Consider the following 21679-nt stretch of genomic DNA (forward strand, 5'->3'; position numbering starts at 1 on the left):
TTACTTCATTATAAAAGAAAGGGGATCCAAATGCACCCGCTCACCCATCCGTTGTTTCTTCAATACATTATACACTTCAATGATGAAAGAGATTATTTTGAATGCCACGAAGTTGGCGAGGAGTACTGGAAAGAAATCGCACCAAAAGACAAGACCCATCCCTTGACTGGCTGGATCCAACTGGCCGTCGGCATGTATCACTGGCGCCGCAGCAACTTTCCAGGCGCATTGCGCTCGTTTATTCGCGCGAAACCGAAACTGGCCCAAGAAAACATTTGGACAGAAGGTTTTGATCATGGACAATTAATCGAGCTGTTGACCGATTCGATTCAAGCCGTGACAGAACGACTTCCTTACGAACATCGCGAACTGCCTCTTTTGCCGGGTGATTTGATACGCGCGGTGGAGCAGCAAAAACAACAGTATTTGCCCCCTCAATATGACGATTATTATCTCATGCATAAGCATCGTTTGCGCGACCGTACGCAAATCATTGCGCTCAGGCAACAGAAAAAAAGGCGAAACCTTTAAGAATTAAAGGCCGCCTTTTTTTACTGGGCATTTATTCAGGAACGCTTCGGTTTCGTCTGTAGCCCGCATTTCCCGGTGCTGCATGATGTCTTGTATTTTATCGATCATCTCATGGCCGATGCCGTCTCCGCGGTGGGACGGGTTCACCGATACATGATGGACAATATAATGATCTTCTGCGACTTCCACACCTAATAACCCAACGAAATCGTCCTCTTTTTTCCATAAGAACAATTGCCATTCCGGATTTTCTTCGTAAATGTGCATGGTCTGCTGCAGCTTTTTTAGTTCGCGCTCTTTGGGCATGAACGACAATAAGCCCATGGCGATCTTTTCAAATGATTTTTTGTATCTGTATAGCATAATTGATCCCTCATTTTCATCTTAAAAGCAGCTTCACCCATACTACTATAAATGCTTTAATAACTCAAGTTTCCACAAAAGCTACTCCATGACGTTCTGTGCAAAAAACAGCCAGTAGACGATGCCCCAGGAAAATGCCATAAAGAGAACGAAAAGAAATAGCCTGATGTTTTGCTTTCTCATCGTCTGGTCCCCTCCTGCAAATACCCTATTTCATTTTTCACCAAATCCTCAAAGCTTTCCCGGCGGATGACGAGCTGATGCTGGCCTGATTCCACAAAGACTACAGCGGGGCGTGTAATCCGGTTATAATTGCTGGCCATCGAGTAGCCATATGCGCCTGTGCAGAACACAGCGAGAATGTCCCCTGCTCTGACTTCCGGCAACTGTGCTTCTTCGATCAGTTTATCTCCGGATTCGCAACATTTACCTGCGATGGTATAAAGTTCTGAAGCTTGCTCCTCGGCACGGTTTGCGATCAAGGAACTATATTTCGCACCGTACAAGGCCGGTCGGATATTGTCTGACATGCCTCCGTCAACAGCAGCATAGCGGCGTGTTCCGGGCACTTCTTTCATCGATCCGATCGTATACAAAGTCGTTCCGGCATCCCCGATCAGCGAGCGGCCCGGTTCGATCCAAATTTCCGGCACAGGAAATTGCACTTGTGACGATGCAGCTTTAACAGTGCGGATCATATCCTGCACGTATACAGCAGGTTCGAGCGGCACATCTTCTTCAGTGTAGCGAATGCCGAAACCTCCGCCTAAGTTCAACACTGTGCATGTATACGCAAAGTCATTGCGCCATGCAGCCATCTTCAGCAACAGCTTTTCGGACGCCATTTGAAATGCGGCCGTATCGAAAATTTGTGAGCCAATGTGACAGTGCAATCCGATCAAGTTCAAATAGCCATGTTCGAAAGTTTCTTTAAATGCTGCGTCCGCCTGTCCATTGCCCAGGTCAAATCCGAATTTGGAATCTTCCTGGCCAGTCGTAATATAGTCATGCGTATGCGCTTCGATGCCCGGCGTCACCCGCAACAGGATATTCATCTTCTGCTTTCGCTGTTCTGCCGTTTTTTTCAGCAATTCGATTTCGTAGAAATTGTCGACTACGATGCAGCCGATTTGTTCATCGAATGCCATGTCGATTTCCTCTTGGCTTTTATTATTGCCGTGGAAGTGGATTTTCGCACGGGGAAACCCGCTTTGGATGGCTGTAAACAGCTCGCCGCCAGAAACGACATCAAGCGACAGCCCTTCTTGTGATGCGACTTGGTAGATGGCGATGCCGGAAAAGGCTTTGCTGGCATAGGCGACTTGGTAGCCGACTTGCTCATTTTCGAAAGTTTTCTGGAATGCCTGTGCACGCTCCCTGAATAAAGCGATGTCATAGACAAAAAGCGGCGTGCCGTATTGCGCTGCGAGGTCGACTGTGTCAACTCCCCCGATCGTCAAATGTCCTAGTTCGTTGATTGATTGTGTCCCGTATAAATGCATGGCGACTCCTCCTGAATGGGCTATGTAAAGTAAAAATCCTGCTGAGCCTAGACCCAGCAAGATTCGTTTAATCGGTGATCAAAGCAGAGACTAGCTGAATCGCTTCAACCGGCTCGTTTGAATACTCGATACTATTGTATAACATTTCCTGGCATTCTGCGAGGTCTTGTGTGTTTGAATAAATGGTTGCCAACGACTCGCCTTGTTTGACGAAATCGCCGACTTTCTTATGCAGCACCAAGCCGACCGACAAATCGATGACAGAATCCTTGGTGGCGCGTCCAGCGCCGAGCACCATTGCCGCCGTCCCGATTTCATCCGCCTCCATAAAGGAAATGTAGCCATCTTGCTTGCTTGGCAGTTCAGTGACGAATTTCGCTTGCGGCAGCAGTGAAACATCATCGATCACTTGAGGATTTCCTCCTTGGTCTTTGATCAATTGACGGAATGCTTCTAGCGCTGATCCATCTTCAATCACGCCTTCAAGCATGACGCGAGCTTCTTCGAGCGTTTTCGCCTTGCCGCCGACGACGACCATTTGGCTTCCGAGCACAAGGCATAATTCGGTCAAATCTTTCGGGCCTTTGCCTTGCAGCGTTTCGATCGCCTCTTTTACTTCCAGCGCGTTGCCGATCGCAAACCCTAAAGGCTGGCTCATGTCCGAAATGATGGCCATCGTTTTTCGGCCAGTGGCGTTGCCGATACCGACCATAGCGTGTGCGAGTTTTTTGGCATCTTCTTCTGTTTTCATAAACGCACCTTCGCCGGTTTTCACGTCAAGGACAATGGCATCGGCTCCGGCTGCGATTTTTTTGCTCATGATCGAACTCGCGATAAGTGGGATGCTGTTGACGGTTGCCGTTACATCTCGCAAGGAATACATTTTCTTATCGGCAGGCGTCAAATTGCCGCTTTGGCCGATGACCGCCAATTTGTGTTCGTTGACTTGGCGGATAAAATCTTCTGTCGACAGCTCGACGTGGAAACCGTCGATCGCTTCGAGTTTATCAATCGTCCCGCCGGTGTGTCCGAGTCCGCGGCCACTCATTTTCGCAACCGGTACTCCGCATGCTGCAACAAGCGGCCCGAGGACTAGCGTCGTCGTATCGCCGACGCCTCCTGTCGAGTGCTTATCCACTTTGATGCCTTCAATGGCTGACAAATCGATCTGGTCGCCAGACTCCGCCATCGCCATCGTCAAATCTGCACGTTCGCGCTCACTCATATCCTGGAAAAATACCGCCATCAAAAACGAACTCATTTGATAATCGGCGATATCCCCTTGGGTGTAGCCTGACACGATAAAACGGATTTCATCTGTGGACAGCTCATGGCCATCCCGTTTCTTTTCAATCAAGTCCACCATTCTCATCGATAATTACCGCCTTTTTAATTTAGTTTCGAAAGAAAGCTTGTGCCGAACTTCGGCAATTCACACGCGAAATTATCAGCGATAGTCGCACCGATATCCGCAAAGGTTTCTCCTGTGCCAAGGTCGTTGCCGCCCTTCGAACGTTTTGAATAAGCGAGCAGCGGCACATATTCACGCGTATGGTCTGTTCCCGGGAAGGTCGGGTCGTTGCCGTGGTCTGCAGTAATGATCAGCAGATCATCTTCTTTTAACCCAGCAAGCACTTCCGGCAAACGTCGGTCGAAGGCTTCCAATGCTTCAGCATAGCCTTGCGGATCTCTACGGTGGCCGAACAGTGCATCAAAGTCGACCAAGTTCAAGAAGCTCAATCCATTGAAATCCTTGCCAAGCACTTGGACGAGTTTATCCATGCCGTCCTCATTGTCGGTCGTCCGCAGCGATTCGGTGACGCCTTCCCCATTGTAGATGTCATTGATCTTGCCAATCGCGATGACGTCTTTTCCAGCGTCTTGCAATTCATTCATGACAGTGCGTTCGAATGGCGCCAGCGCATAATCGTGGCGATTGCTCGTCCGTTTGAATGCCCCTGGCTCTCCAACAAATGGGCGAGCAATGATACGGCCTACAAGAAATTCCGGGCTAAGCGTCAGCTCGCGGGCAATTTCGCATATGCGGTAGAGCTCCTCGAGCGGGATGATTTCCTCATGTGCTGCAATTTGAAGAACTGGATCCGCTGAAGTATAAACAATTAATGAACCGGTTTCCATATGCTCTTGGCCCAGCTCATCCAAAATTTCCGTACCGCTTGCCGGCTTGTTGCCGATGACTTTTCGGCCTGTCGCTTGTTCAAGCTTTGTGATCAATTGTTCCGGAAATCCTTGTGGATATACTTTGAACGGCGTATCAATGTTCAAACCCATGATTTCCCAGTGTCCCGTCATCGTATCTTTCCCGACCGATGCTTCCTGCAGTCGGCCAAAATGGGCACTTGGCTGTTGCTGCTGCTCAAGTCCATTGACAGGAACAATATTCGCAAGCCCAAGCTTTTCCATGTTCGGCATGTTCAAGCCGCCGACTGAATCGGCAATATGTCCGAGCGTATTTGCACCTTTATCTCCAAAAGCTTCAGCATCCGCTGCTTCTCCGATGCCGACTGAATCCAGTACTACTAAATGAATGCGGGTAAACGGTTTCATTGTCATGTTAGTTCCTCCTTATTTACGCTTTGATTCTACCACAAAAGATACTCTTGTCGGAAGTCAGACCTCTCTTATGCACGTGGATGAAATTGGCTATAAACATCTTTCAATCGTGTTTTGCTGACATGTGTGTAGATTTGAGTCGTCGAAATATCGGCGTGGCCGAGCATTTCCTGAACAGCGCGTAAATCGGCACCATTTTCAATTAGATGGGTAGCAAACGAGTGGCGCAATGTATGTGGCGTCAATTCCTTTTGAATGCCTGCTTTTTGCGTATGCTGTTTTAATAATTTCCAAAAACCTTGCCTCGTCAAACGTTTGCCGCGTTGGTTAATAAACAGTGCGTCTGTTTTTTCAGATGGCTTGCGCATCTCCAGACGGCCAGACTCGATGTATTGACGGTTAGCTTCAAGAGCCGCCCGCCCGAGTGGAATAATTCGCTCTTTGCCGCCTTTTCCGGTACAGCGCACGAATCCCATCGTCAAATGAACATCTTCTATATCCAAATTGATGCATTCACTGACACGCATGCCACTTGCATATAGCAACTCAAGCATCGCGCGGTCGCGCAGACCGCTTGCTTTAGAAGTATCTGGTGATTCCAACAAGGCATCAACTTCTTCGATGGACAAGACATTTGGTAGCTTTTTATCCATTTGGGGCATTTCCAGGTGAACCGTTGGATCCGTATCGCTGCGTTTTTCCCTGATGAGGAATTGGTGGAACGAGCGGATAGAGGAGATATGGCGCGCTACGGTTCGCGAATTTCTTGCGGTCTCCTGCAAGTGGCGCAAATAGTTTAATATATGTACCCGCTCGATTTTTCCAACCGATGGCAATTGCTCTACCTCTTCCATGAATTGCAAATAAGCTTTCAAATCGCGTGTGTACGAAACGAGCGTATTTTCAGCAAGCTGCCTCTCTACTCGGAGAAAATGCAAATAATCATCTAGTGCATCTTTCGCATCTTTCATCGTTATTCCTCCTTCGTTAAGCCGTTTTACCGGCTACGAAAAAAAGGCGGCCTTCAAAAGGCCGCCTTTTATGCGTTGTTTTCTGGCTTTTCAGCACCTAAATCATTGCAGCGCCAGCATATGCCATGAAAAGTCAGACGGTGATCTTTAATTTGGAAATTCCAGCGCTTTTCCACTACCGCTTCTACATCTTCGAGTAAGTCTTCCTGAATCTCATCGACCGCCCCACACTCTAAGCACACGAGATGGTGATGGAAATGAGCTGCCCCTTCTTGGCGCAAATCATAGCGTGAGACGCCGTCCCCAAAATTTATTTTATCGACAATTTTTAATTCAGTTAGTAATTCTAATGTGCGGTAAACAGTAGCCAAGCCGATTTCCGGAGCAATATCTTTGACGAGAAGATAAACATCCTCGGCGCTCAGGTGGTCTTCTTCGTGGTCCAGCAAGACGCGGACCGTTGCTTCACGCTGTGGCGTCAGCTTGTAACTCGCAGCGTGCAGTTGCTTTTTTATTCGATCAATCCTTGTTTCCATGCGACGCCCTCCCTCAAACTGTTTTCATTATATCAAAAGGGCGTTCTCGATTACAACAATCGATGCCGTTTATTATTTAGAATCATTATCAAATAGTAATTGGATTAATTCTTATCTGATAAGTAGTTTTTTACCCATTGCACAGCGAACGCTGTTTTTGCATCGTAAATCCGTTCGCTTCGGATCATTTCTTCTGCATCTGCTATCGTTACTTCCATTAATTCCACAAACTCATCATCATCTGTCACTGCTCCATTTACGGCTTTGTGCAAGCCCACAGCGAGAAATAGATGGACGACTTCGTCTGCAAACCCTGGAGAAGTCGAGAAACTGATGAGCTTTTCAAGTTTTTCCGCAGAATAGCCCGTTTCTTCTTCCAGCTCGCGCATCGCTGTCGTCTCCGGCGCTTCCCCCGGTTCTAGTTTACCAGCTGGAATTTCGACTAGCGACCGCTCCAACGCTTTCCGGTATTGCTCGACCATAACGATTTTCTGCTCGTCTGTCACCGCTATGATCGCCACTGCTCCGGGATGCTCAATCAACTCGCGCTTGGACTGCTTTCCGTTAGGCAAGGACACATCATCCACTTTTAAATTAATGACTTTGCCTTCGTATAGACGCTCGCTGTGAATCGTCTTTTCTTCAAATTTTTTCATAGTAAACCTCTTTTCATTTGTGGTAACAATACCGCAAAGTATAACATAGGAGAAACAAAATTTAATAATGGGGTGTAGCAATGAAGAAGAATATGCTCGGCACTAGCGGAATTGAAGTAAGTGAAATTGCACTCGGCTGCATGTCGCTTCCGGAAGATAAAAAAAAGGCACAAGCAATCATTGATCAAGCCATCGATCACGGTATCAATTATTTCGACACAGCTGATTTTTATGGCAAAGGAAAGAATGAACAATTGGTCGGCAAGGCTCTCAGCAAACATAGGGGCGATATAATACTAGCCAGCAAAGTCGGCAACCAATGGACACAGGATTCTGACGAAGTGCAATGGAATCCCGGGAAAACATATATTAAAACGCAGATCCATCATTCGCTGCGCCGCTTACAGACAGATTACTTGGACCTGTATCAGCTTCATGGCGGCATGATAACAGACAACTCGGAAGAAACGATTCAGGCCTTCGAGGAACTAAAGCAGGAAGGCCTCATCCGTGCATATGGAATTTCTTCGATCCGACCGAATGTCATCCGACGTTTTCTAGAAAACAGTGACATTTCGTCCATTATGATGCAATATAGCCTACTTGACAGGCGCCCGGAGGAGTTTTTGAAAACCATCGGTGATACAGGCCGCTCTGTTGTGGCCCGCGGTAGCTTGGCGAAAGGATTGCTGACGGCGGAAGGGGTTTCCCGCGCACAAAAGATGGGCAAGTATTTGCAGTATGACGAAACCCAGCTTTTGGATACATTAAGCAAGCTTTTAAAAATCCATGACAGCGTTCATGCACTTTCCATTCACACCGTGTTGTCAAATAGCACAGTCGCAGCTGCTGTTACGGGAGCGAGCAGTCCGGAACAATTGCGCGAAACGCTGGAAGCTTATGAAACCTCTGTCAGTACTGAACAGATTGAACAAGCCAAACAAGTTACCCGTCTGGACTATTATAAAGAACACCGGGATTAATGTATCGTAGCCATTTGTACAAAAATCCGGGCATGCTGTCAATTTGCTATCAAAGGCGGCTCATCTACCCTCAATCTATTCGTTTACTTTAATCAAGGACGTTTGGCCCTTTTTTTTTAAGCAATACTTATACGGTTTAAAAAATGAATATATGGCACTCTTGAAAACCTTTTAGACAGTGGAGTTACAGCCCTTTTTCGTTGCCGAAATATACTTTCCTAGCCGGTTGAATTAAGTTCGGATTTATTTTTGAAAAAGGACTTTTGCAGGTTTGAAAGCATAGCCAAAAGTGAATATACTGATTACGACTGAAATTTTAAATGGTTAATTTCACGAAATCGGGGGCGTTCAAAATGATGAATTTTTATTTGACCCAATCCAAAAAGTCTTACCACTCAGCAGATGGCGACGCTATTTCCATGCACTCCTATCTAGTTATTGAGTCTGTGACAAGATCGCTTGGACAGGAATTTAAAAATCATAAGTTGGCTTGGGAAGCGGAAGACAATTGGCTGCTTTCAGACGCCCCGGAAAAAATCATCAATATGCCAAACGGCTATCACCGATTTGAGATTTCGGAGCCGGTTTTCGCATCATTGCGATTGTTGGCAGAAAGCCAGCCAAAAGAGCTTCATACATTGACGCCTTTTTCAAAAAACCGTACTTCAGAAACATTCATCGAGCAGCAGAAAGCCGAAGCTCGGAAAGAATTCCATATACATGATGTCGCAAAAAGCATAAAACAAATTTTTAAAGACATTATGACGGTCTGATAATCAGACGAAAAAGACGGAGCACAGAAATTCTGTGCTCCGTCTTTTTATGTGTTTTCTTTTTACACTTGTTCCGGATCGTCCTTTGTTTCATCAGCGGGCGGCTGTTTTTCTTCAGCCGCTTGGAATTGCGGGCGTTCAATTATTGCTGCGCTTTTCGAGGTATATGATTTCAACATTTCACCAATATCAATGCCAGTCATTTCCTTCAAAGGCTCTTGCATGTCGACCATTGTTTGCGTCACGCTTCTGCCGAAAGACGGAACGCCTTGGCCGTTACCAGAATCGATGATCTTCACCGAATCAATATTGTTAAGCGGCTGAGCTACTTTTTCGGCGAATATTGGAATCATTTCGATGAGTTTTTCTGCAATGATGACATCGCCATGCTCTTCCATCGCTTCTGCCAATAGTTTGCGTGATTCCGCTTCCGCTTTCCCTCGTTCACGGATAACTTCCGCTTCGGCAGCCCCTTCGTCGCGCTTGATCTTCGCCTTCGCTTCACCATCGATGACAGAACGTTTCGCTTCCGCTTCAGCCGTACGTGTCGTTTCGTAATAGCTGGCATCCGCTTTTGTTTTACGGACCTTGCTTTCTTCTTCCTCAAGGCGAACCGCGCGTTCGCGCGCCATAAACTGCATGTTCAATTCTTCTTCTTGGATTTCCATGGCGAGTTTGGCCTTTTCGAGTTCATACGATTGTTCCGATTTGGCGCGTGCACGTTCGGTTTCTTCCATAAACGCTGCATCTTTCAAATCTTTTTGCTTACGCGATTCAGCGATGGAAATTTGGCGCTTATACTCTTCTTCTTTCGCTTCCTGGTCGGTTTGCGCACGGTGAATGCGTGTCTCACGCTCTGTATTCGCTTCAGCGATTTCTGCATACTTGCGAACTTCAGCGATACGCGGTCGTCCTAGGTTTTCCAAATAACCATTGTTTTCATCAGCATCTCTTAGATCCGTCAGACCTAGCGAAGTAATTTTAAAGCCCATCAAATCAAGTTGCTTTTGAGCAATTTCCTGAACATCGGTGTTGAATTTTTCACGGTCGCTATTGATGTCTTCAACCGTCATCTTCGAGAGAATGGCACGTAAATTACTGCCCAGTACCTCGATGATCTCCAGTTCGATTTCTTCCTGTTCTTTGCCGAGAAATTGTTCTGCATAGTTTGCGATGCCGTTTAATGTATCGGCAACTTTCACCATTGCGACCGCATCCGCTACGATCGGCACGCCTGCATTCGTATAGACACGCGGTGTCGACAGTTTCAACTGGAAAGAAGTTAAGCTAACCGGTGTTGAGGTTTGGAAACGACGCAGTAAATATCCGCCGCCACGAATGATTTTCATCGAGCGTCCCTCATCATCCGTAAATATATTCGTATCTTTTTGTGGATCGCCAAGTTTTGGCCCCGTGATGATCAACGCCTCATTTGATTTGGCAGTCCGGTAACGAATTTTCATCCAGAAAAAATAGCCGATACCGCCAATTGCCGCCAAGATTGCGACGACAATCAAACCTGTAATTATTCCGATCGATTCCATAACATCCCATCCCCTTCATTAGGCTAATCTGTTCTTGCCATATAGTATACGAGTGAATTAGGAAGACGTTTCATAAAAAGGAAAAGAATAACCAGAAAAAAAAAACGATTATTCCGCTACTACTTTGATGACGGAAAAAATCGTTGAAAACATTAATAAAACCAATAGGAAATAAATAAAGTAAAGAAGCGGTTTTGATTCGGGACGAAACAATAAAGCCTTCTGTTTTTCTTCTAACCTTGGGCTAGCTTCGAGTTCCGTATTTGTTGGCAATTCTTCTTCCGTCATTGTATATTCCTCCTGCAATCAATATGTTCCAGTTTTATAGATTCCCCTCAGCGCTATTTGATGATTGCACCACCGGAAACATGCTTTGCTCTCTTTTCCATTATAACAATTGTTTCGAATTGGGAAATATAAATTTTTTGGAAATTTATAGTTTATTTAAGGTGGATACACGGAAGTCTTCTACTCTGATAAAATAGAAATAAATGGATAACAATTGATTTTAATAATTGCATTGAGCAGTGAGGGAGGCGGCATATGAAATTTATCGATGACTTGGCTGGCGCAATCCGTGATGTGGCTAGATGGATTTTATGGGTGTTTTCTTATTTTGTTGCCGGCATTTTGCTAGTCGCAGTTCCTTTATATGTAATTGTGTTCCTGTTCGAATGGTTCACTTGAACGAAAATCCCCCTTCCGAAAATGGAAGGGGGATTTTCTGTTCAATATTTATCGCCTGAATCTCCGTGCCGTTCAAGCAATTCTGCAAACGACATATTTTTTTCACGCTGCTTGCGTTCGAATTGGCGCTGCGCTTCTTTTTCTTCCTCAAGCTTCTGCTGGTCTTTCAGCAGCTCTTTTTTCGTGGCTTTCAGCTTCAATAGCTGGTCTTCTGAAAAAAGGCCGTTGTCGTTGATTTTATCTTTCGCCATCATATTCTCTCCTTATGGGCGTTTTACGATCGTTGCAACACCTTGTCCGCCACCGATGCATAGTGTCGCAAGTCCCGTCTTGGCATCGCGCTTTTTCATTTCGTGGAGAAGCGTCACAAAAATTCGTGTGCCGCTCGCGCCGATTGGGTGGCCGATTGCAATGGCACCGCCGTTGACATTCAATTTTTCGTGGTCAAACTGCAATTCGCGGTCCACTGCAATCGATTGAGCCGCGAATGCTTCGTTTGCTTCAATGACATCGATATCGGCTAATGTTAAGTTTGCTTTTGCAAGTGCATTTTTTACCGCTTGCACCGGGCCGATGCCCATGACCGCAGGGTCGACACCAGCATTGCCGTTCGCAGAAATGACTGCTAAAGGCTCGATGCCAAGCTCGACAGCTTTTTCTTTCGTCATGACGATTACTGCTGCCGCTCCGTCATTGATACCGGATGCGTTGCCGGCTGTGACTGAACCGTCTTTCTTGAATGCCGGTCGCAGTTTCGCGAGTTTTTCTTCCGTAGAGGAAGCTTTTACGTAATCATCCGTCTTGAAGACGATCGGATCGCCTTTTCGCTGTGGAATTTCCACGGCCACGATTTCCTCCTCGAAGCGGCCGCTCTCGATTGCCGCTGAAGCTCTCGCTTGGGAACGGGCTGCAAAACGGTCCTGTTCTTCGCGGGAAATATCGTAACGGTCACATAAATTCTCAGCTGTCGTGCCCATATGGTAATTATTGAATGCACACGTCAACCCGTCATGGACCATGCTGTCGACGACTTTCTGGTCGCCCATGCGGTAACCATCTCTTGCCCCTTCAAGCAAATAAGGCGCGCGGCTCATGTTTTCCATGCCGCCTGCGACGACAATTTCTGCGTCCCCTGCGAAAATTGCCTGATAAGCCAAATGGATCGACTTCAATCCGGAACCGCATACTTTATTGATCGTCATCGCCGGAACCGTCTCCGGCAGCCCTGCTTTGATGGATGCTTGGCGCGCTGGATTTTGCCCGAGTCCTGCCTGCAGGACATTCCCCATGATGACTTCCGATACTTGATCACTCGCTACCCCCGCGCGAGCTAATGCTTCCTTGATGACAATCGCGCCGAGGTCGGTCGCCGGCACATCTTTCAATGCCCCCTGGAAAGAACCGACTGCCGTTCTGACAGCGCTTGCAATTACGATTTCTTGTGACATTTCTGTTTTCCCCCTTGTCTGCTTCTTGCTCTTTTATCCCCCCTATCGCTACAATAAAGCTTAAGGGGGGATAGTATGTTTAGTTTACCAAAAACAGCTACGATAATCGAGGTTGGCCCGCGAGATGGGCTGCAAAACGAAGCAAAAACGGTCAAAACTGAAGACAAGCTGGCCTTTATCCATGCCTTGCAAGCTGCTGGACTGGCAGAAATGGAATTGACGTCCTTCGTTTCGCCGAAATGGGTTCCGCAAATGGCGGATGCACGCGAGATTGTTGACGCAACGAAAAAAATGGGACGTCAGCTCGTATTGACACCGAACGAACGCGGCATCAATGCCGCCTCACAGGCTGGAGCCGATTCGATCGCTGTCTTTGTCGGAGTTTCAAATTCGTTTAATCAAAAAAACATCAATAAGACTACTGCACAGTCCACGGAGACGCTGCACCCATTGATTGAGAAAGCTAAGCGAGAAGGCATATACGTCCGTGCCTGCATTTCTACAGCGTTTTACTGCCCGTTTGAAGGCGCGATCGAGGCGCAAGACACGATCGATTTATGCCGCCAATTTGTCGATTGGGGAGTCGATGAATTGAGCGTCGCCGATACAATCGGCATGGCCAACCCGCAGGAAAGTTACGAACTGTTCAGTAGTTTAAAAAAACATTTTCCAGAAATCCTGATTGCCGCGCATTTTCACGACACAAGAAGAATGGCGCTTGCCAATTCATACGCGGCGCTGCTGGCAGGCATCGACCGGTTCGATGCCTCGGCTGGCGGCTTGGGGGGGTGTCCATTCGCACCTGGAGCTACCGGCAATGTCGCGACAGAGGATCTGGTCCATATGTTTCACCGCATGGGCGTCGAGACCGGAGTTGACCTAGAGAAGCTATTTAAAGCCATTTCATTGATTGAACCGCATGTAAGCAATTCCTTGCAAACAGGAATGTATACGCTGTACAAAAACAGAAAATGAGGTGTGAGCTCCATGAAAAAGCGATTATTGATAGCTTCTGCCGTTGCCTCGAGTACCTTGACCGCTTCTTTTGCCTTATTAGGATTCCTTGCCAGCAACCGTCTCATGTATGTGAAGAAAAAAGACGACTCCTTCATTTTGGAACGCGAAATTGCAGCTAAACGCTATGATGAAGTATGGTATGAAAATACAGCTAAAAGCGAGCAATGGATCGAATCCGCAAATGGCTATCCAATCAAAGCGATTTTTCTGGAGCCACATGACACCGACCGTTATGTCATCATTTGCCACGGAGTAACGGAAACGAAAATCAACTCATTGAAATATGCCCGCCTGTTCGAAAAGCTCGGCTTTAACTCAGTCGTCTATGACCACCGGCGCCACGGCGAATCCGGCGGTAAAACGACCAGTTTCGGCCATTATGAAAAACTGGATCTCCAGGCGGTCGTGCAGGCGCTCAAGCTCCATGCCGGTCCGTCATTGTTCTTCGGCATCCATGGTGAATCGATGGGTGCCGCGACTACGCTTTTATATGCAGGGATGGAGGATTCGGCAGACTTCTATATTTCGGACTGTGCCTACTCTGATATCAGCGAACAAATCCTTCATGTCATGCGCACGACAACTCCGATGCGCACCACATTAGCTTTGCGCTTGGCGAATGTTTTCCTGAAATTGCGCGATGGCTATTCCATCACAACAGTGTCGCCACGCGAAGTCGTGAAGAATATCGTTAACCCGGTGCTGTTCATCCATAGCATCAACGATGAATTCGTTTTGCCGAAAATGAGCCAGGAATTATTTAAGCTAAAGCAAGGCGCCAAACAGTTAAAACTGTTCGACGAAGGTGAACATGCACAGTCATACAATAAAAACCCTGAAGAGTACGAAACGGCGATCGCCGACTTTTTAAGTGAACATGATATGCTGTGGCCGAAAATATATCCTAGTGCTTCAGCGCAAATCTCAAGTTGACTGATTTTACTTAATCGCATGAAAAAAACCACTGTTTCGCATGAGCGAAACAGTGGTTTTTTTGTATTCGTCACCTATGGGCGAATAATTGCATAAGCGTTTATTTTTTGCCCGGTTTTGTCGAGGCTTTGTTCATTTGAGCCATCATTTGGTTGATTTTCTTTTGAGATGGTTTTTGTCCCATTTGCATCATCATAATCCGCAGCATCTCTTCATTGATTGGTGGGTTGTCCTGCAAATACTTCATCATATATCGGCGAGCGATAAAGAATCCAAGTGCAACACCTGCGAGTAAAGCCACGATAACGATAACTATCCAGATCCATGTATCCATACAAATTACCTCCTTCGTGTTGCCAATTAAATCATGCACCAAAAAGGATTATACTATAAATCGAGAGACGTGACTATATGAACGGGATTAAAAAATATGGAATAGCTATAGGCTCGTTATTTTGGCTTCTCCACAGCGATTGCAAAACAGCAATTCATTCATCATCGCCATTTCTTACTGGGACATAGCCACTCTTTTCGATGAGCCGCTGTCCTTGCGGTGAGGTAAACCATTCGACTAACTTCAATGACTCCTCACTGCTGTATTGTGTCGTGATTATATAAAAATCCGAACTTAACGGATAACTATTATCGCGTATCGTTTCTATAGATGGTGATACGCCGTCTATTGCTATATAGTTGATGGCCTTGTTGCCGATCATCTCTTCCCCGTAAAACCTAAACGTAAAGCCGATCGCATTGGAATGGTTTTTATACTCTGCCACTCTTTCGATAATGCCACCCATTCCTTCTTCCACATTTTCAACCGGTGCACGCATCACAGGCACCGCTCCCATGAAATTCATCAATGCCGTTTGGCTGCCGCTATCTTCAGGCCGTTGAAATGCACGGATCGCTTGGTTTTCCCCACCAAAAGCGGACCAATTCGTCTGTTCGCCGCTATATATTCCTTGCAGTTCTGCAGTAGTCAATACCTTTACAGGGTTATCCGCATGGACAAAAAAGACGAATGCCTCTTTGCCGATAGGCGTCAAAGTCAACTCCAAATCTTTTGCTTTGGCAGTCTTCAATTGGCTTTCGGAAGGCGCTGCTGCAAAAATCGCATCTACTGTGCCGTCGAATAAATTTGAATAAGCATCCGGTGTTGTATTGACCATCACTTCGCTATCGAAAGGATCATACCACCTTTTTGGATAAAGCATTTGCGCAGCGGCCGCATACACTGGATAAAGTGCCGTCGCACCATCAAGCCTCGGCAACTCCCCTCCGAACTTCATCGTGGGCGTTTCCTCCAACACACGCAGCATGGAATCCTCTTGAAAAGGCATATACTTATAGACATCCACTTCAGCTGAAACAGTCGGAATCGAATCAAGATAGAGCTCGTAAAGCGGCCAAACCGACAGAAGAGTTGCTGCCAGCAAAAAGCCGATTGCGGTTTGCTTCCATCTTTTTCTGGAAAGCGTCCGTTGGGACAATACAAAAATAACGAACAGAAAGATCAAAATTGCAACAAACAATGGCAGCCATTCCCGTCCCCCCGATAACAGCAACATCATGCTGCCAATAAAACCGATAAATCCTAAAGCGAAAAAGATCAAAGCCGAAGGTATAAATCCCCATATTTTATCCATATTCCCACCCCCTATTTGATTATAACCGGAAGTGACAGGAAAAGGTTTACATGGGAAAATTAATCAGTCAGACGGATCAATCGTCAACGGCGCATCAGCTGGGGACTTGCCTGCAAAAAGAGGCCGGCTGAAACAAAAAAAGCTGCCGAGAAACCTCGACAGCTTGGAAAAAACACCAGAATGTAAACTGGCACTTTCGTCATATATTTGCCCGTATTGGACGTTTATTCAATTGCTCATTCATTGTCGAGCAATTGTTTAACTTTTGCAGCTACGTTATCCGGAGTAAAGCCGAACTCTTCCATGATCTTCTCGCCTGGCGCACTTGCCCCGAAGCGGTCGATCGCGAGAATGTCGCCTTCGAATCCTGTGTAGCGGTCCCATCCGAAAGAAGAGCCCATTTCAATTGCCAAACGTTTTGTGATGCTTTTCGGCAAGACGGATTCTTTATACTCTTTATCTTGCTGTTCAAAACGATCCCATGAAGGCATAGAAACTACTGATACCGAAATGCCTTGATCTTTCAATTGCTTTTGCGCTTCGACAGCTAAGCTGACTTCTGAACCAGTCGCCAGCAACAACGCTTGTGCATCGTCTGCAGGAGAGACGACATATGCACCTTTTTCAACGCCAGCTTCCGCTTTTTCGCCAGTCGTCTCGAGCACCGGCAGGTTTTGGCGTGACAAAACGAGTAAAGTCGGCTTATTTTTTGAAGTGAGCGCTAAGCGCCATGCAGCTTTTGTTTCGTTTGCATCCGCCGGACGGATGATGCTTAAGTTCGGCATAGCACGCAATGATGCTAAGTGTTCGACCGGTTCGTGCGTCGGGCCATCTTCGCCGACAGCTACGCTGTCATGAGTGAAGACATAGGTTACCGGTAAGCCCATTAAAGCGCCTAGACGGATCGCTGGACGGACGTAATCGCTGAAGACGAAGAACGTTCCTCCGAAGACATGCAAGCCACCGTGCAAGGCCATTCCGTTCATTGCTGCACCCATCGCAAACTCACGGACGCCGAACCAGATGTTGCGGGCTTCAGGATGGTCAGCATCAAAATCGCCGCCGCCTTTGATATTCGTTTTGTTCGAACCGGCAAGATCGGCACTCCCGCCGAAGAATGATGGGACAGCTTTGGCGATCGCATTGACCATGTCGCCAGAAGATGCACGTGTCGCTTGAGACTTGCCTACTTCGTATTGAGGGAAATCAACATCGAAATCAGCCGGCAAATCGCCGCGGATCGCGGATTGCAATTGAGCTGATAGTTCCGGGTGCTGCTGTTCGTATTGTTTGTACAATTCATTCCATTTAGCTTCCGCTTGAACACCTAGTGAATCGGTCGCTTCTTTGAATGTTTCGTAAACTTCTTCCGGTACATGGAAGTCTTTTTCAAATGTCCATTTGTAATATTCTTTCGTCAGCTTCATTTCATCTTCGCCGAGTGGCGCTCCGTGTGAATCCGCTTTGCCGGATTTGTTCGGGGAGCCATAGCCGATGACGGTCTTGACTTCGACCAATGTCGGTTTGTCAGTAGCATTTTTTGCCTGCGCAATTTTTTCAGATAGATCATCCAAATTGTTTCCATCTTCTACACGCAAGTAATTCCAACCATATGATTCGAAACGCTTCTTGATATTCTCTGAAAAGCTCATCGACAAATCGCCATCTAGCGAAATGTCATTGCTGTCGTATAGTACGACCAACTTATCCAGCTTTAAATGGCCTGCAAGTGAGATTGCTTCTCCTGCCACGCCTTCCATCAAATCGCCGTCTCCGCAAAGAGCGAAGGTGTGATGGTCTATGATATCAAGTCCGTCTTTATTATAAGTAGCAGCCAGGTGGCGCTCTGCCATAGCCATCCCGACAGCCATGCCAATTCCTTGGCCAAGCGGTCCTGTCGTTGCTTCAACGCCCGCAGTGTGGCCATATTCAGGATGGCCTGGAGTTTTAGAATCCCACTGGCGGAAGTTCTTGATTTCATCCATCGTTAACCCATATCCGCTCAAGTGAAGCAAGCTATATAGCAACATAGAGCCGTGTCCTGCTGATAATACGAAACGGTCGCGGTTAAACCATTCCGGATTGTTCGGGTTGTGGTTCATGTGCTTTGTCCAGAGTGTATACGCCATTGGTGCGGCGCCCATTGGAAGTCCCGGGTGTCCCGAGTTTGCTTTTTCAATAGCATCGATTGAAAGTGTTCTAATGGTATTCACTGCAAGTTGATCTACGTGGTTTGACATAGTGACATCCTCTCTGAAACTTAAATTTAATCCTATTATAGTTTAGTCAACAATAGGAAAGAATACAACGAAAAAGAGAATAAGTATTAATTCAAATACTTATTCTCTCGGATATTCTTAATTTTATCTGGCGTAACATCTTTTCCTTCTGGATCGATGACGGTGACATTCTCAATCGTGCCGCGCATCGACTGTCGGAAATTCTTCAGATATTCCTCGCGAAGGGCAGTTTGTTCAGATGCCTCTTCTTTAGAAAGCCCGTCTTTTTTGGACTTTTTGGATAGTGCGTTAATGCGCTTGATTTTCTCTGGAGATAGCACGCAAAGTCCCCCTTTCTATTGCTCCATCGTACAAAAAAAGGCGGGGCTGTGCAAGATTTCAGCTTTCTTTCATTTGCTGATACTCTTTATATCTCCTGTGGACGGTCGCTTTGCTCGCTTGGTAGCCGAAACCTTGCAGCGTGACGGCGATCTCGTGGAATGTCAAACCACTCATCTTTAAACTGACGATTTGATCCACTGGCAGTTCCAGACGCTCGCGGCCATCAGGATTCCCTTTGCCTTTCAAATTGCGTTCCGGTTTATAACCGTTTTCCACCGCCCGCCTCATGCCGCGTTTGATTTTTGCGTTATGGATTTTGCGTTGGTATTCTTCAACGATGGCGAGTATCTCAAGCACCATATCGTCCATATCGTTTAATGCAATCGGGCCTTGATCGGACAAGGTAAACACATCAACTTCGTGTTTTTTCATTACGTGCAGCAAAGCGATGCGTGCGTGTCCCCGGCCAAGGCGTGTTTCATCTTGGATGAACACCGCATCGATCCGCTCAGATTTGATCTGGTTGAGCATTTCAAGCAAGCCTTCGCGGTCCATTTCGTATCCGCTATGCTGGTCTACGTAAACTTCCTCCACCAAATACCCTTGTTCAAACGCAAATTTCATCAACTCTTCTTCTTGGCGTTGGAGCGAACTTTCCTGCTCATCTTTTGCCGTGCTTACACGGCAGTATACCAAAGCCTTTTTCTTCATTCGGCATCACCTGCATAATATTTCGTTTCATCTGGTGAATAATTCAATTGTTCCACCGGAATCTTCAACGATTGTCCCGCCACAATTTTAGTTGTCTTCAAATTATTCACTTCCATGATTTCTTCTATCCATTTATGGTGTGGAGTATCGCCGCTGAAAGATTCAGCAAGCTCCCACAGCGTATCACCTTTTTCGATTTCAAGCTCGCCTAGCTGTTGTTTTTGGGTATTATGGCTAATCACTGAATAGAAAGTGAATACGATGATCAATGAAAAAAAGAAAATCAAATATGAGTTCTGTCGAAAAAATGTCATTCAAGCCGCCTCCTCAAGAATATTTGTTCGGAATGTATGTTCTCATAATAAAGCGAACAGGTGTTTCTTGTCAAGAATAAATTCGAACCTATGTTTGCATTTCAATGCCCGAGTTGCTATAATAAGGATAGTTAATCATAAAGAAATTCTATAAAGAGGTGAAACTGGTGAAAAAAGTATCTAAGCGTCAGGAAGATATCCTGAATTTCATAAAAGACGAAGTGCGTGCTAAAGGTTATCCACCCTCTGTCCGCGAAATTGGAGAAGCAGTAGGATTGGCTTCCAGTTCGACTGTACATGGGCATTTAGCTCGACTCGAAAGCAAAGGCTTGATCCGAAGAGACCCTACAAAACCACGAGCAATTGAAATCATCGGATCCGAAGAATCCTTGATTGACAAAAGCCCTGTGCTCCATGTCCCGCTTATCGGTAAAGTCACCGCCGGCATGCCGATCACTGCGATCGAAAACGTCGAAGAATACTTTCCGCTGCCCCAAACATACGGAACCGAGGAAGACCATATCTTCATGCTTGAAATCATGGGTGAAAGTATGATCGAAGCTGGTATTCTTAATGGTGACTATGTTGTTGTAAAACAACAGCAAACCGCCAATAACGGCGATATTGTTGTTGCCATGACAGAGGAAAACGAAGCAACCGTCAAACGCTTTTTCCGTGAAGACAATTATTTCCGGCTGCAGCCAGAAAACTCTTCTATGGATCCGATCATCGTAGACCAAGTGAGTATTCTCGGTAAGGTCGTCGGTGTATATCGTCAGATTCACTAAAAGTCAAACCAAATAAAGCAGAAGCATAGAAAAAATGAGGAAGTCTGCTTTCCTCATTTTTTCTATGCTTCTTTTTTATACAATAATTTAATTATGTAACCTGATTAATATAAAAAAGCAGATGCAACAGGCATCCGCTTTTTATAATGGGTTTTTATTCATTGTGTGATTCTGCAATAACAATGTATTTAACCAAATTGATTGTGACGCGGTAAATTTTCCCGCTTTTTTCATCAGTTAGTTCGTATGTGCCGTTTGATGGGATTTGGCTCATGGCCGATTCCTTATCGATTGCTTTTACACTATGGACAATGGAGTTTCCTTGATCAAAGAAGAATTCTACTTGAAACGTTTTCACTGAAATTCCTCCCTTCCAAAAAGAATGAATACACAACGTTAAGTGTAGCACAACTTATTGTTAATTTCGGTTTTTCCATTCCTTAAAGATCATTACTTTCAGCGCCAGCATTTCTTCTTCGTTTAAATCCTCTTCTAATTCTGCCAGAACTTCCGGAGCGGACATTGTGTCATTTTCCACGGCATTTTTCATTTTCAATAAATTTCGGAAGCCGACTTTTTTGATGACGGTATTGGCGGCTTCTTCCTTTGTCTCGAACGCCAGTTCTTGGCCTTCTGGTGCAGCCAACCGGTTATTATCGTTTTCGACAGCCGAATCCACTAACTCGTCTTCCAACTCTTGAGGTGGCTCATCTGCGCCGCTCACTGAGTCTTGTGGAGCATTGGCTTGGTTTTGCAGTTCTAGCATATATTGGTTCACTTGTGGATCCGATTCGATATAGCGGACCATTTCCTCCATTTTGCCACTTTCTTCAAGTTGCGTTAAGGCTCTTTGTGTCACCGCTTCTGTCGAAAGGTTCGGCCCAATGGCGTATAACGCAATTGCACTCATTGAAAACGCGATAAGAAATACTATAATGACATTCAAAAAACGCATGCAACCCCTCCAAATATAAATCTTTTTTCATATAAGTAAAATCTTACCACGTTTTCACTTCTGAACGTACATGTGAATGGGCGCAATCTGGAAGTTTTATTCCTCCAACTCAGTCTTTTTCTTCTTCGTAAGTCCTAAACTTAAAACAATAAAAAAACCGGAGCGCTGGGCTCCGGTTTTTGG

At 46.0% G+C, this 21679-nt stretch carries 26 protein-coding genes; 7 read left to right on the forward strand and 19 right to left on the reverse strand.

Annotated features, from left to right (window positions below; genetic code table 11):
* Positions 1 to 30 precede the first annotated feature (30 nt).
* Complete coding sequence (locus ACFO5U_RS05895; protein WP_377277523.1) at positions 31 to 531, forward strand: DUF309 domain-containing protein; 501 nt, start codon at positions 31 to 33, stop codon at positions 529 to 531.
* Positions 532 to 534: 3 nt separating this feature from the next.
* Here the strand turns inward: ACFO5U_RS05895 and ACFO5U_RS05900 are convergent, their stop codons facing one another.
* From ACFO5U_RS05900 to ACFO5U_RS05930, 7 genes are all read right to left on the reverse strand, one after another.
* A complete protein-coding gene (locus tag ACFO5U_RS05900; protein WP_377277525.1) occupies positions 535 to 894 on the reverse strand; it encodes a GNAT family N-acetyltransferase in 360 nt (119 codons plus the stop codon).
* Between the two features lie 179 nt (positions 895 to 1073).
* Positions 1074 to 2396 carry a diaminopimelate decarboxylase gene (gene lysA, locus ACFO5U_RS05905; RefSeq protein WP_377277527.1) on the reverse strand — a complete coding sequence of 441 codons (1323 nt, stop codon included), beginning with the start codon at positions 2394 to 2396 and terminating at the stop codon, positions 1074 to 1076.
* A gap of 67 nt (positions 2397 to 2463) precedes the next feature.
* Positions 2464 to 3768, reverse strand: coding sequence for a pyrimidine-nucleoside phosphorylase (locus ACFO5U_RS05910; RefSeq protein ID WP_377277529.1), 1305 nt, complete (start codon positions 3766 to 3768; stop codon positions 2464 to 2466).
* 17 nt (positions 3769 to 3785) lie between these two features.
* Positions 3786 to 4970, reverse strand: a complete 1185-nt coding sequence (gene deoB / locus ACFO5U_RS05915) for a phosphopentomutase (RefSeq protein ID WP_377277531.1) — start codon at positions 4968 to 4970, stop codon at positions 3786 to 3788.
* A gap of 68 nt (positions 4971 to 5038) precedes the next feature.
* Positions 5039 to 5941, reverse strand: coding sequence for a site-specific tyrosine recombinase XerD (gene xerD / locus ACFO5U_RS05920; protein WP_377277533.1), 903 nt, complete (start codon positions 5939 to 5941; stop codon positions 5039 to 5041).
* Between the two features lie 68 nt (positions 5942 to 6009).
* Positions 6010 to 6477 carry a ferric iron uptake transcriptional regulator gene (gene fur / locus ACFO5U_RS05925; protein WP_377277535.1) on the reverse strand — a complete coding sequence of 156 codons (468 nt, stop codon included), beginning with the start codon at positions 6475 to 6477 and terminating at the stop codon, positions 6010 to 6012.
* 104 nt (positions 6478 to 6581) lie between these two features.
* Positions 6582 to 7133: an NUDIX domain-containing protein gene (locus ACFO5U_RS05930; protein ID WP_377277537.1), complete on the reverse strand. Its 552-nt coding sequence runs from the start codon at positions 7131 to 7133 to the stop codon at positions 6582 to 6584.
* Positions 7134 to 7213: 80 nt separating this feature from the next.
* On the opposite strand from ACFO5U_RS05930, the gene ACFO5U_RS05935 reads away from it, so the two are divergent.
* Both ACFO5U_RS05935 and ACFO5U_RS05940 read left to right on the forward strand, forming a co-directional pair.
* Positions 7214 to 8116 carry an aldo/keto reductase gene (locus tag ACFO5U_RS05935; protein ID WP_377277539.1) on the forward strand — a complete coding sequence of 301 codons (903 nt, stop codon included), beginning with the start codon at positions 7214 to 7216 and terminating at the stop codon, positions 8114 to 8116.
* 353 nt (positions 8117 to 8469) lie between these two features.
* Positions 8470 to 8889 (forward strand): hypothetical protein, encoded by a 420-nt coding sequence (locus tag ACFO5U_RS05940; RefSeq protein ID WP_377277541.1) that lies wholly within the window; start codon positions 8470 to 8472, stop codon positions 8887 to 8889.
* Between the two features lie 62 nt (positions 8890 to 8951).
* Here ACFO5U_RS05940 and ACFO5U_RS05945 read toward each other — a convergent pair whose 3' ends face one another.
* Entirely contained in the window at positions 8952 to 10433 is a 1482-nt protein-coding gene (locus tag ACFO5U_RS05945) for a flotillin family protein (protein WP_377277543.1), read from the reverse strand.
* Between the two features lie 108 nt (positions 10434 to 10541).
* Complete coding sequence (locus ACFO5U_RS05950; RefSeq protein WP_377277544.1) at positions 10542 to 10721, reverse strand: hypothetical protein; 180 nt, start codon at positions 10719 to 10721, stop codon at positions 10542 to 10544.
* A 255-nt stretch (positions 10722 to 10976) separates the two neighbouring features.
* Between ACFO5U_RS05950 and ACFO5U_RS05955 the strand changes: the two genes are divergently transcribed.
* The gene (locus ACFO5U_RS05955) at positions 10977 to 11120 is read left to right on the forward strand and encodes a hypothetical protein (RefSeq protein ID WP_377277546.1); all 144 of its coding nucleotides are present in this window, start codon (positions 10977 to 10979) and stop codon (positions 11118 to 11120) included.
* A 41-nt stretch (positions 11121 to 11161) separates the two neighbouring features.
* Here the strand turns inward: ACFO5U_RS05955 and ACFO5U_RS05960 are convergent, their stop codons facing one another.
* Positions 11162 to 11371, reverse strand: a complete 210-nt coding sequence (locus ACFO5U_RS05960; RefSeq protein WP_377277548.1) for a DUF3886 domain-containing protein — start codon at positions 11369 to 11371, stop codon at positions 11162 to 11164.
* A gap of 12 nt (positions 11372 to 11383) precedes the next feature.
* A complete protein-coding gene (locus ACFO5U_RS05965) occupies positions 11384 to 12568 on the reverse strand; it encodes an acetyl-CoA C-acetyltransferase (RefSeq protein WP_377277550.1) in 1185 nt (394 codons plus the stop codon).
* A gap of 75 nt (positions 12569 to 12643) precedes the next feature.
* On the opposite strand from ACFO5U_RS05965, the gene ACFO5U_RS05970 reads away from it, so the two are divergent.
* Positions 12644 to 13543, forward strand: a complete 900-nt coding sequence (locus tag ACFO5U_RS05970) for a hydroxymethylglutaryl-CoA lyase (protein ID WP_377277552.1) — start codon at positions 12644 to 12646, stop codon at positions 13541 to 13543.
* A gap of 12 nt (positions 13544 to 13555) precedes the next feature.
* Positions 13556 to 14518, forward strand: coding sequence for an alpha/beta hydrolase (locus tag ACFO5U_RS05975; protein ID WP_377277553.1), 963 nt, complete (start codon positions 13556 to 13558; stop codon positions 14516 to 14518).
* Positions 14519 to 14618: 100 nt separating this feature from the next.
* On the opposite strand, the gene ACFO5U_RS05980 is transcribed toward ACFO5U_RS05975, so the two are convergent.
* From ACFO5U_RS05980 to yneA, 6 genes are all read right to left on the reverse strand, one after another.
* Positions 14619 to 14852: a YneF family protein gene (locus tag ACFO5U_RS05980; RefSeq protein WP_058380516.1), complete on the reverse strand. Its 234-nt coding sequence runs from the start codon at positions 14850 to 14852 to the stop codon at positions 14619 to 14621.
* A 154-nt stretch (positions 14853 to 15006) separates the two neighbouring features.
* Positions 15007 to 16167, reverse strand: coding sequence for a PstS family phosphate ABC transporter substrate-binding protein (locus tag ACFO5U_RS05985; RefSeq protein WP_377277555.1), 1161 nt, complete (start codon positions 16165 to 16167; stop codon positions 15007 to 15009).
* A 236-nt stretch (positions 16168 to 16403) separates the two neighbouring features.
* Positions 16404 to 18407, reverse strand: a complete 2004-nt coding sequence (gene tkt, locus ACFO5U_RS05990; RefSeq protein WP_377277557.1) for a transketolase — start codon at positions 18405 to 18407, stop codon at positions 16404 to 16406.
* A gap of 86 nt (positions 18408 to 18493) precedes the next feature.
* Positions 18494 to 18727, reverse strand: coding sequence for a DUF896 domain-containing protein (locus ACFO5U_RS05995; RefSeq protein WP_377277559.1), 234 nt, complete (start codon positions 18725 to 18727; stop codon positions 18494 to 18496).
* Between the two features lie 58 nt (positions 18728 to 18785).
* A complete protein-coding gene (locus tag ACFO5U_RS06000) occupies positions 18786 to 19439 on the reverse strand; it encodes a YneB family resolvase-like protein (RefSeq protein WP_377277560.1) in 654 nt (217 codons plus the stop codon).
* Positions 19436 to 19753 carry a cell division suppressor protein YneA gene (gene yneA, locus ACFO5U_RS06005; RefSeq protein ID WP_377277561.1) on the reverse strand — a complete coding sequence of 106 codons (318 nt, stop codon included), beginning with the start codon at positions 19751 to 19753 and terminating at the stop codon, positions 19436 to 19438. The genes ACFO5U_RS06000 and yneA overlap by 4 nt, the downstream gene beginning before the upstream one ends.
* 167 nt (positions 19754 to 19920) lie before the next feature.
* On the opposite strand from yneA, the gene lexA reads away from it, so the two are divergent.
* Complete coding sequence (gene lexA, locus ACFO5U_RS06010; protein WP_377277563.1) at positions 19921 to 20541, forward strand: transcriptional repressor LexA; 621 nt, start codon at positions 19921 to 19923, stop codon at positions 20539 to 20541.
* Positions 20542 to 20695: 154 nt separating this feature from the next.
* Here the strand turns inward: lexA and ACFO5U_RS06015 are convergent, their stop codons facing one another.
* On the reverse strand, positions 20696 to 20899 hold the full coding sequence (locus ACFO5U_RS06015) for a hypothetical protein (protein WP_377277565.1): 204 nt from the start codon (positions 20897 to 20899) through the stop codon (positions 20696 to 20698).
* A gap of 60 nt (positions 20900 to 20959) precedes the next feature.
* On the reverse strand, positions 20960 to 21496 hold the full coding sequence (locus tag ACFO5U_RS06020) for a hypothetical protein (protein ID WP_377277566.1): 537 nt from the start codon (positions 21494 to 21496) through the stop codon (positions 20960 to 20962).
* Between the last annotated feature and the right edge of the window lie 183 nt (positions 21497 to 21679).

The organism is Planococcus dechangensis (assembly GCF_042654465.1).
GTDB classification, from domain to species: domain Bacteria; phylum Bacillota; class Bacilli; order Bacillales_A; family Planococcaceae; genus Planococcus; species Planococcus dechangensis.

Bases quoted from the DNA above. Each gene is read 5' to 3' on its own strand.
- ACFO5U_RS05895 (WP_377277523.1), top strand. From the start codon at position 31: ATGCACCCGCTCACCCATCCGTTGTTTCTTCAATACATTATACACTTC.
- ACFO5U_RS05900 (WP_377277525.1), bottom strand. From the start codon at position 894: ATGCTATACAGATACAAAAAATCATTTGAAAAGATCGCCATGGGCTTA.
- lysA (WP_377277527.1), bottom strand. From the start codon at position 2,396: ATGCATTTATACGGGACACAATCAATCAACGAACTAGGACATTTGACG.
- ACFO5U_RS05910 (WP_377277529.1), bottom strand. From the start codon at position 3,768: ATGAGAATGGTGGACTTGATTGAAAAGAAACGGGATGGCCATGAGCTG.
- deoB (WP_377277531.1), bottom strand. From the start codon at position 4,970: ATGACAATGAAACCGTTTACCCGCATTCATTTAGTAGTACTGGATTCA.
- xerD (WP_377277533.1), bottom strand. From the start codon at position 5,941: ATGAAAGATGCGAAAGATGCACTAGATGATTATTTGCATTTTCTCCGA.
- fur (WP_377277535.1), bottom strand. From the start codon at position 6,477: ATGGAAACAAGGATTGATCGAATAAAAAAGCAACTGCACGCTGCGAGT.
- ACFO5U_RS05930 (WP_377277537.1), bottom strand. From the start codon at position 7,133: ATGAAAAAATTTGAAGAAAAGACGATTCACAGCGAGCGTCTATACGAA.
- ACFO5U_RS05935 (WP_377277539.1), top strand. From the start codon at position 7,214: ATGAAGAAGAATATGCTCGGCACTAGCGGAATTGAAGTAAGTGAAATT.
- ACFO5U_RS05940 (WP_377277541.1), top strand. From the start codon at position 8,470: ATGATGAATTTTTATTTGACCCAATCCAAAAAGTCTTACCACTCAGCA.
- ACFO5U_RS05945 (WP_377277543.1), bottom strand. From the start codon at position 10,433: ATGGAATCGATCGGAATAATTACAGGTTTGATTGTCGTCGCAATCTTG.
- ACFO5U_RS05950 (WP_377277544.1), bottom strand. From the start codon at position 10,721: ATGACGGAAGAAGAATTGCCAACAAATACGGAACTCGAAGCTAGCCCA.
- ACFO5U_RS05955 (WP_377277546.1), top strand. From the start codon at position 10,977: ATGAAATTTATCGATGACTTGGCTGGCGCAATCCGTGATGTGGCTAGA.
- ACFO5U_RS05960 (WP_377277548.1), bottom strand. From the start codon at position 11,371: ATGGCGAAAGATAAAATCAACGACAACGGCCTTTTTTCAGAAGACCAG.
- ACFO5U_RS05965 (WP_377277550.1), bottom strand. From the start codon at position 12,568: ATGTCACAAGAAATCGTAATTGCAAGCGCTGTCAGAACGGCAGTCGGT.
- ACFO5U_RS05970 (WP_377277552.1), top strand. From the start codon at position 12,644: ATGTTTAGTTTACCAAAAACAGCTACGATAATCGAGGTTGGCCCGCGA.
- ACFO5U_RS05975 (WP_377277553.1), top strand. From the start codon at position 13,556: ATGAAAAAGCGATTATTGATAGCTTCTGCCGTTGCCTCGAGTACCTTG.
- ACFO5U_RS05980 (WP_058380516.1), bottom strand. From the start codon at position 14,852: ATGGATACATGGATCTGGATAGTTATCGTTATCGTGGCTTTACTCGCA.
- ACFO5U_RS05985 (WP_377277555.1), bottom strand. From the start codon at position 16,167: ATGGATAAAATATGGGGATTTATACCTTCGGCTTTGATCTTTTTCGCT.
- tkt (WP_377277557.1), bottom strand. From the start codon at position 18,407: ATGTCAAACCACGTAGATCAACTTGCAGTGAATACCATTAGAACACTT.
- ACFO5U_RS06000 (WP_377277560.1), bottom strand. From the start codon at position 19,439: ATGAAGAAAAAGGCTTTGGTATACTGCCGTGTAAGCACGGCAAAAGAT.
- yneA (WP_377277561.1), bottom strand. From the start codon at position 19,753: ATGACATTTTTTCGACAGAACTCATATTTGATTTTCTTTTTTTCATTG.
- ACFO5U_RS06020 (WP_377277566.1), bottom strand. From the start codon at position 21,496: ATGCGTTTTTTGAATGTCATTATAGTATTTCTTATCGCGTTTTCAATG.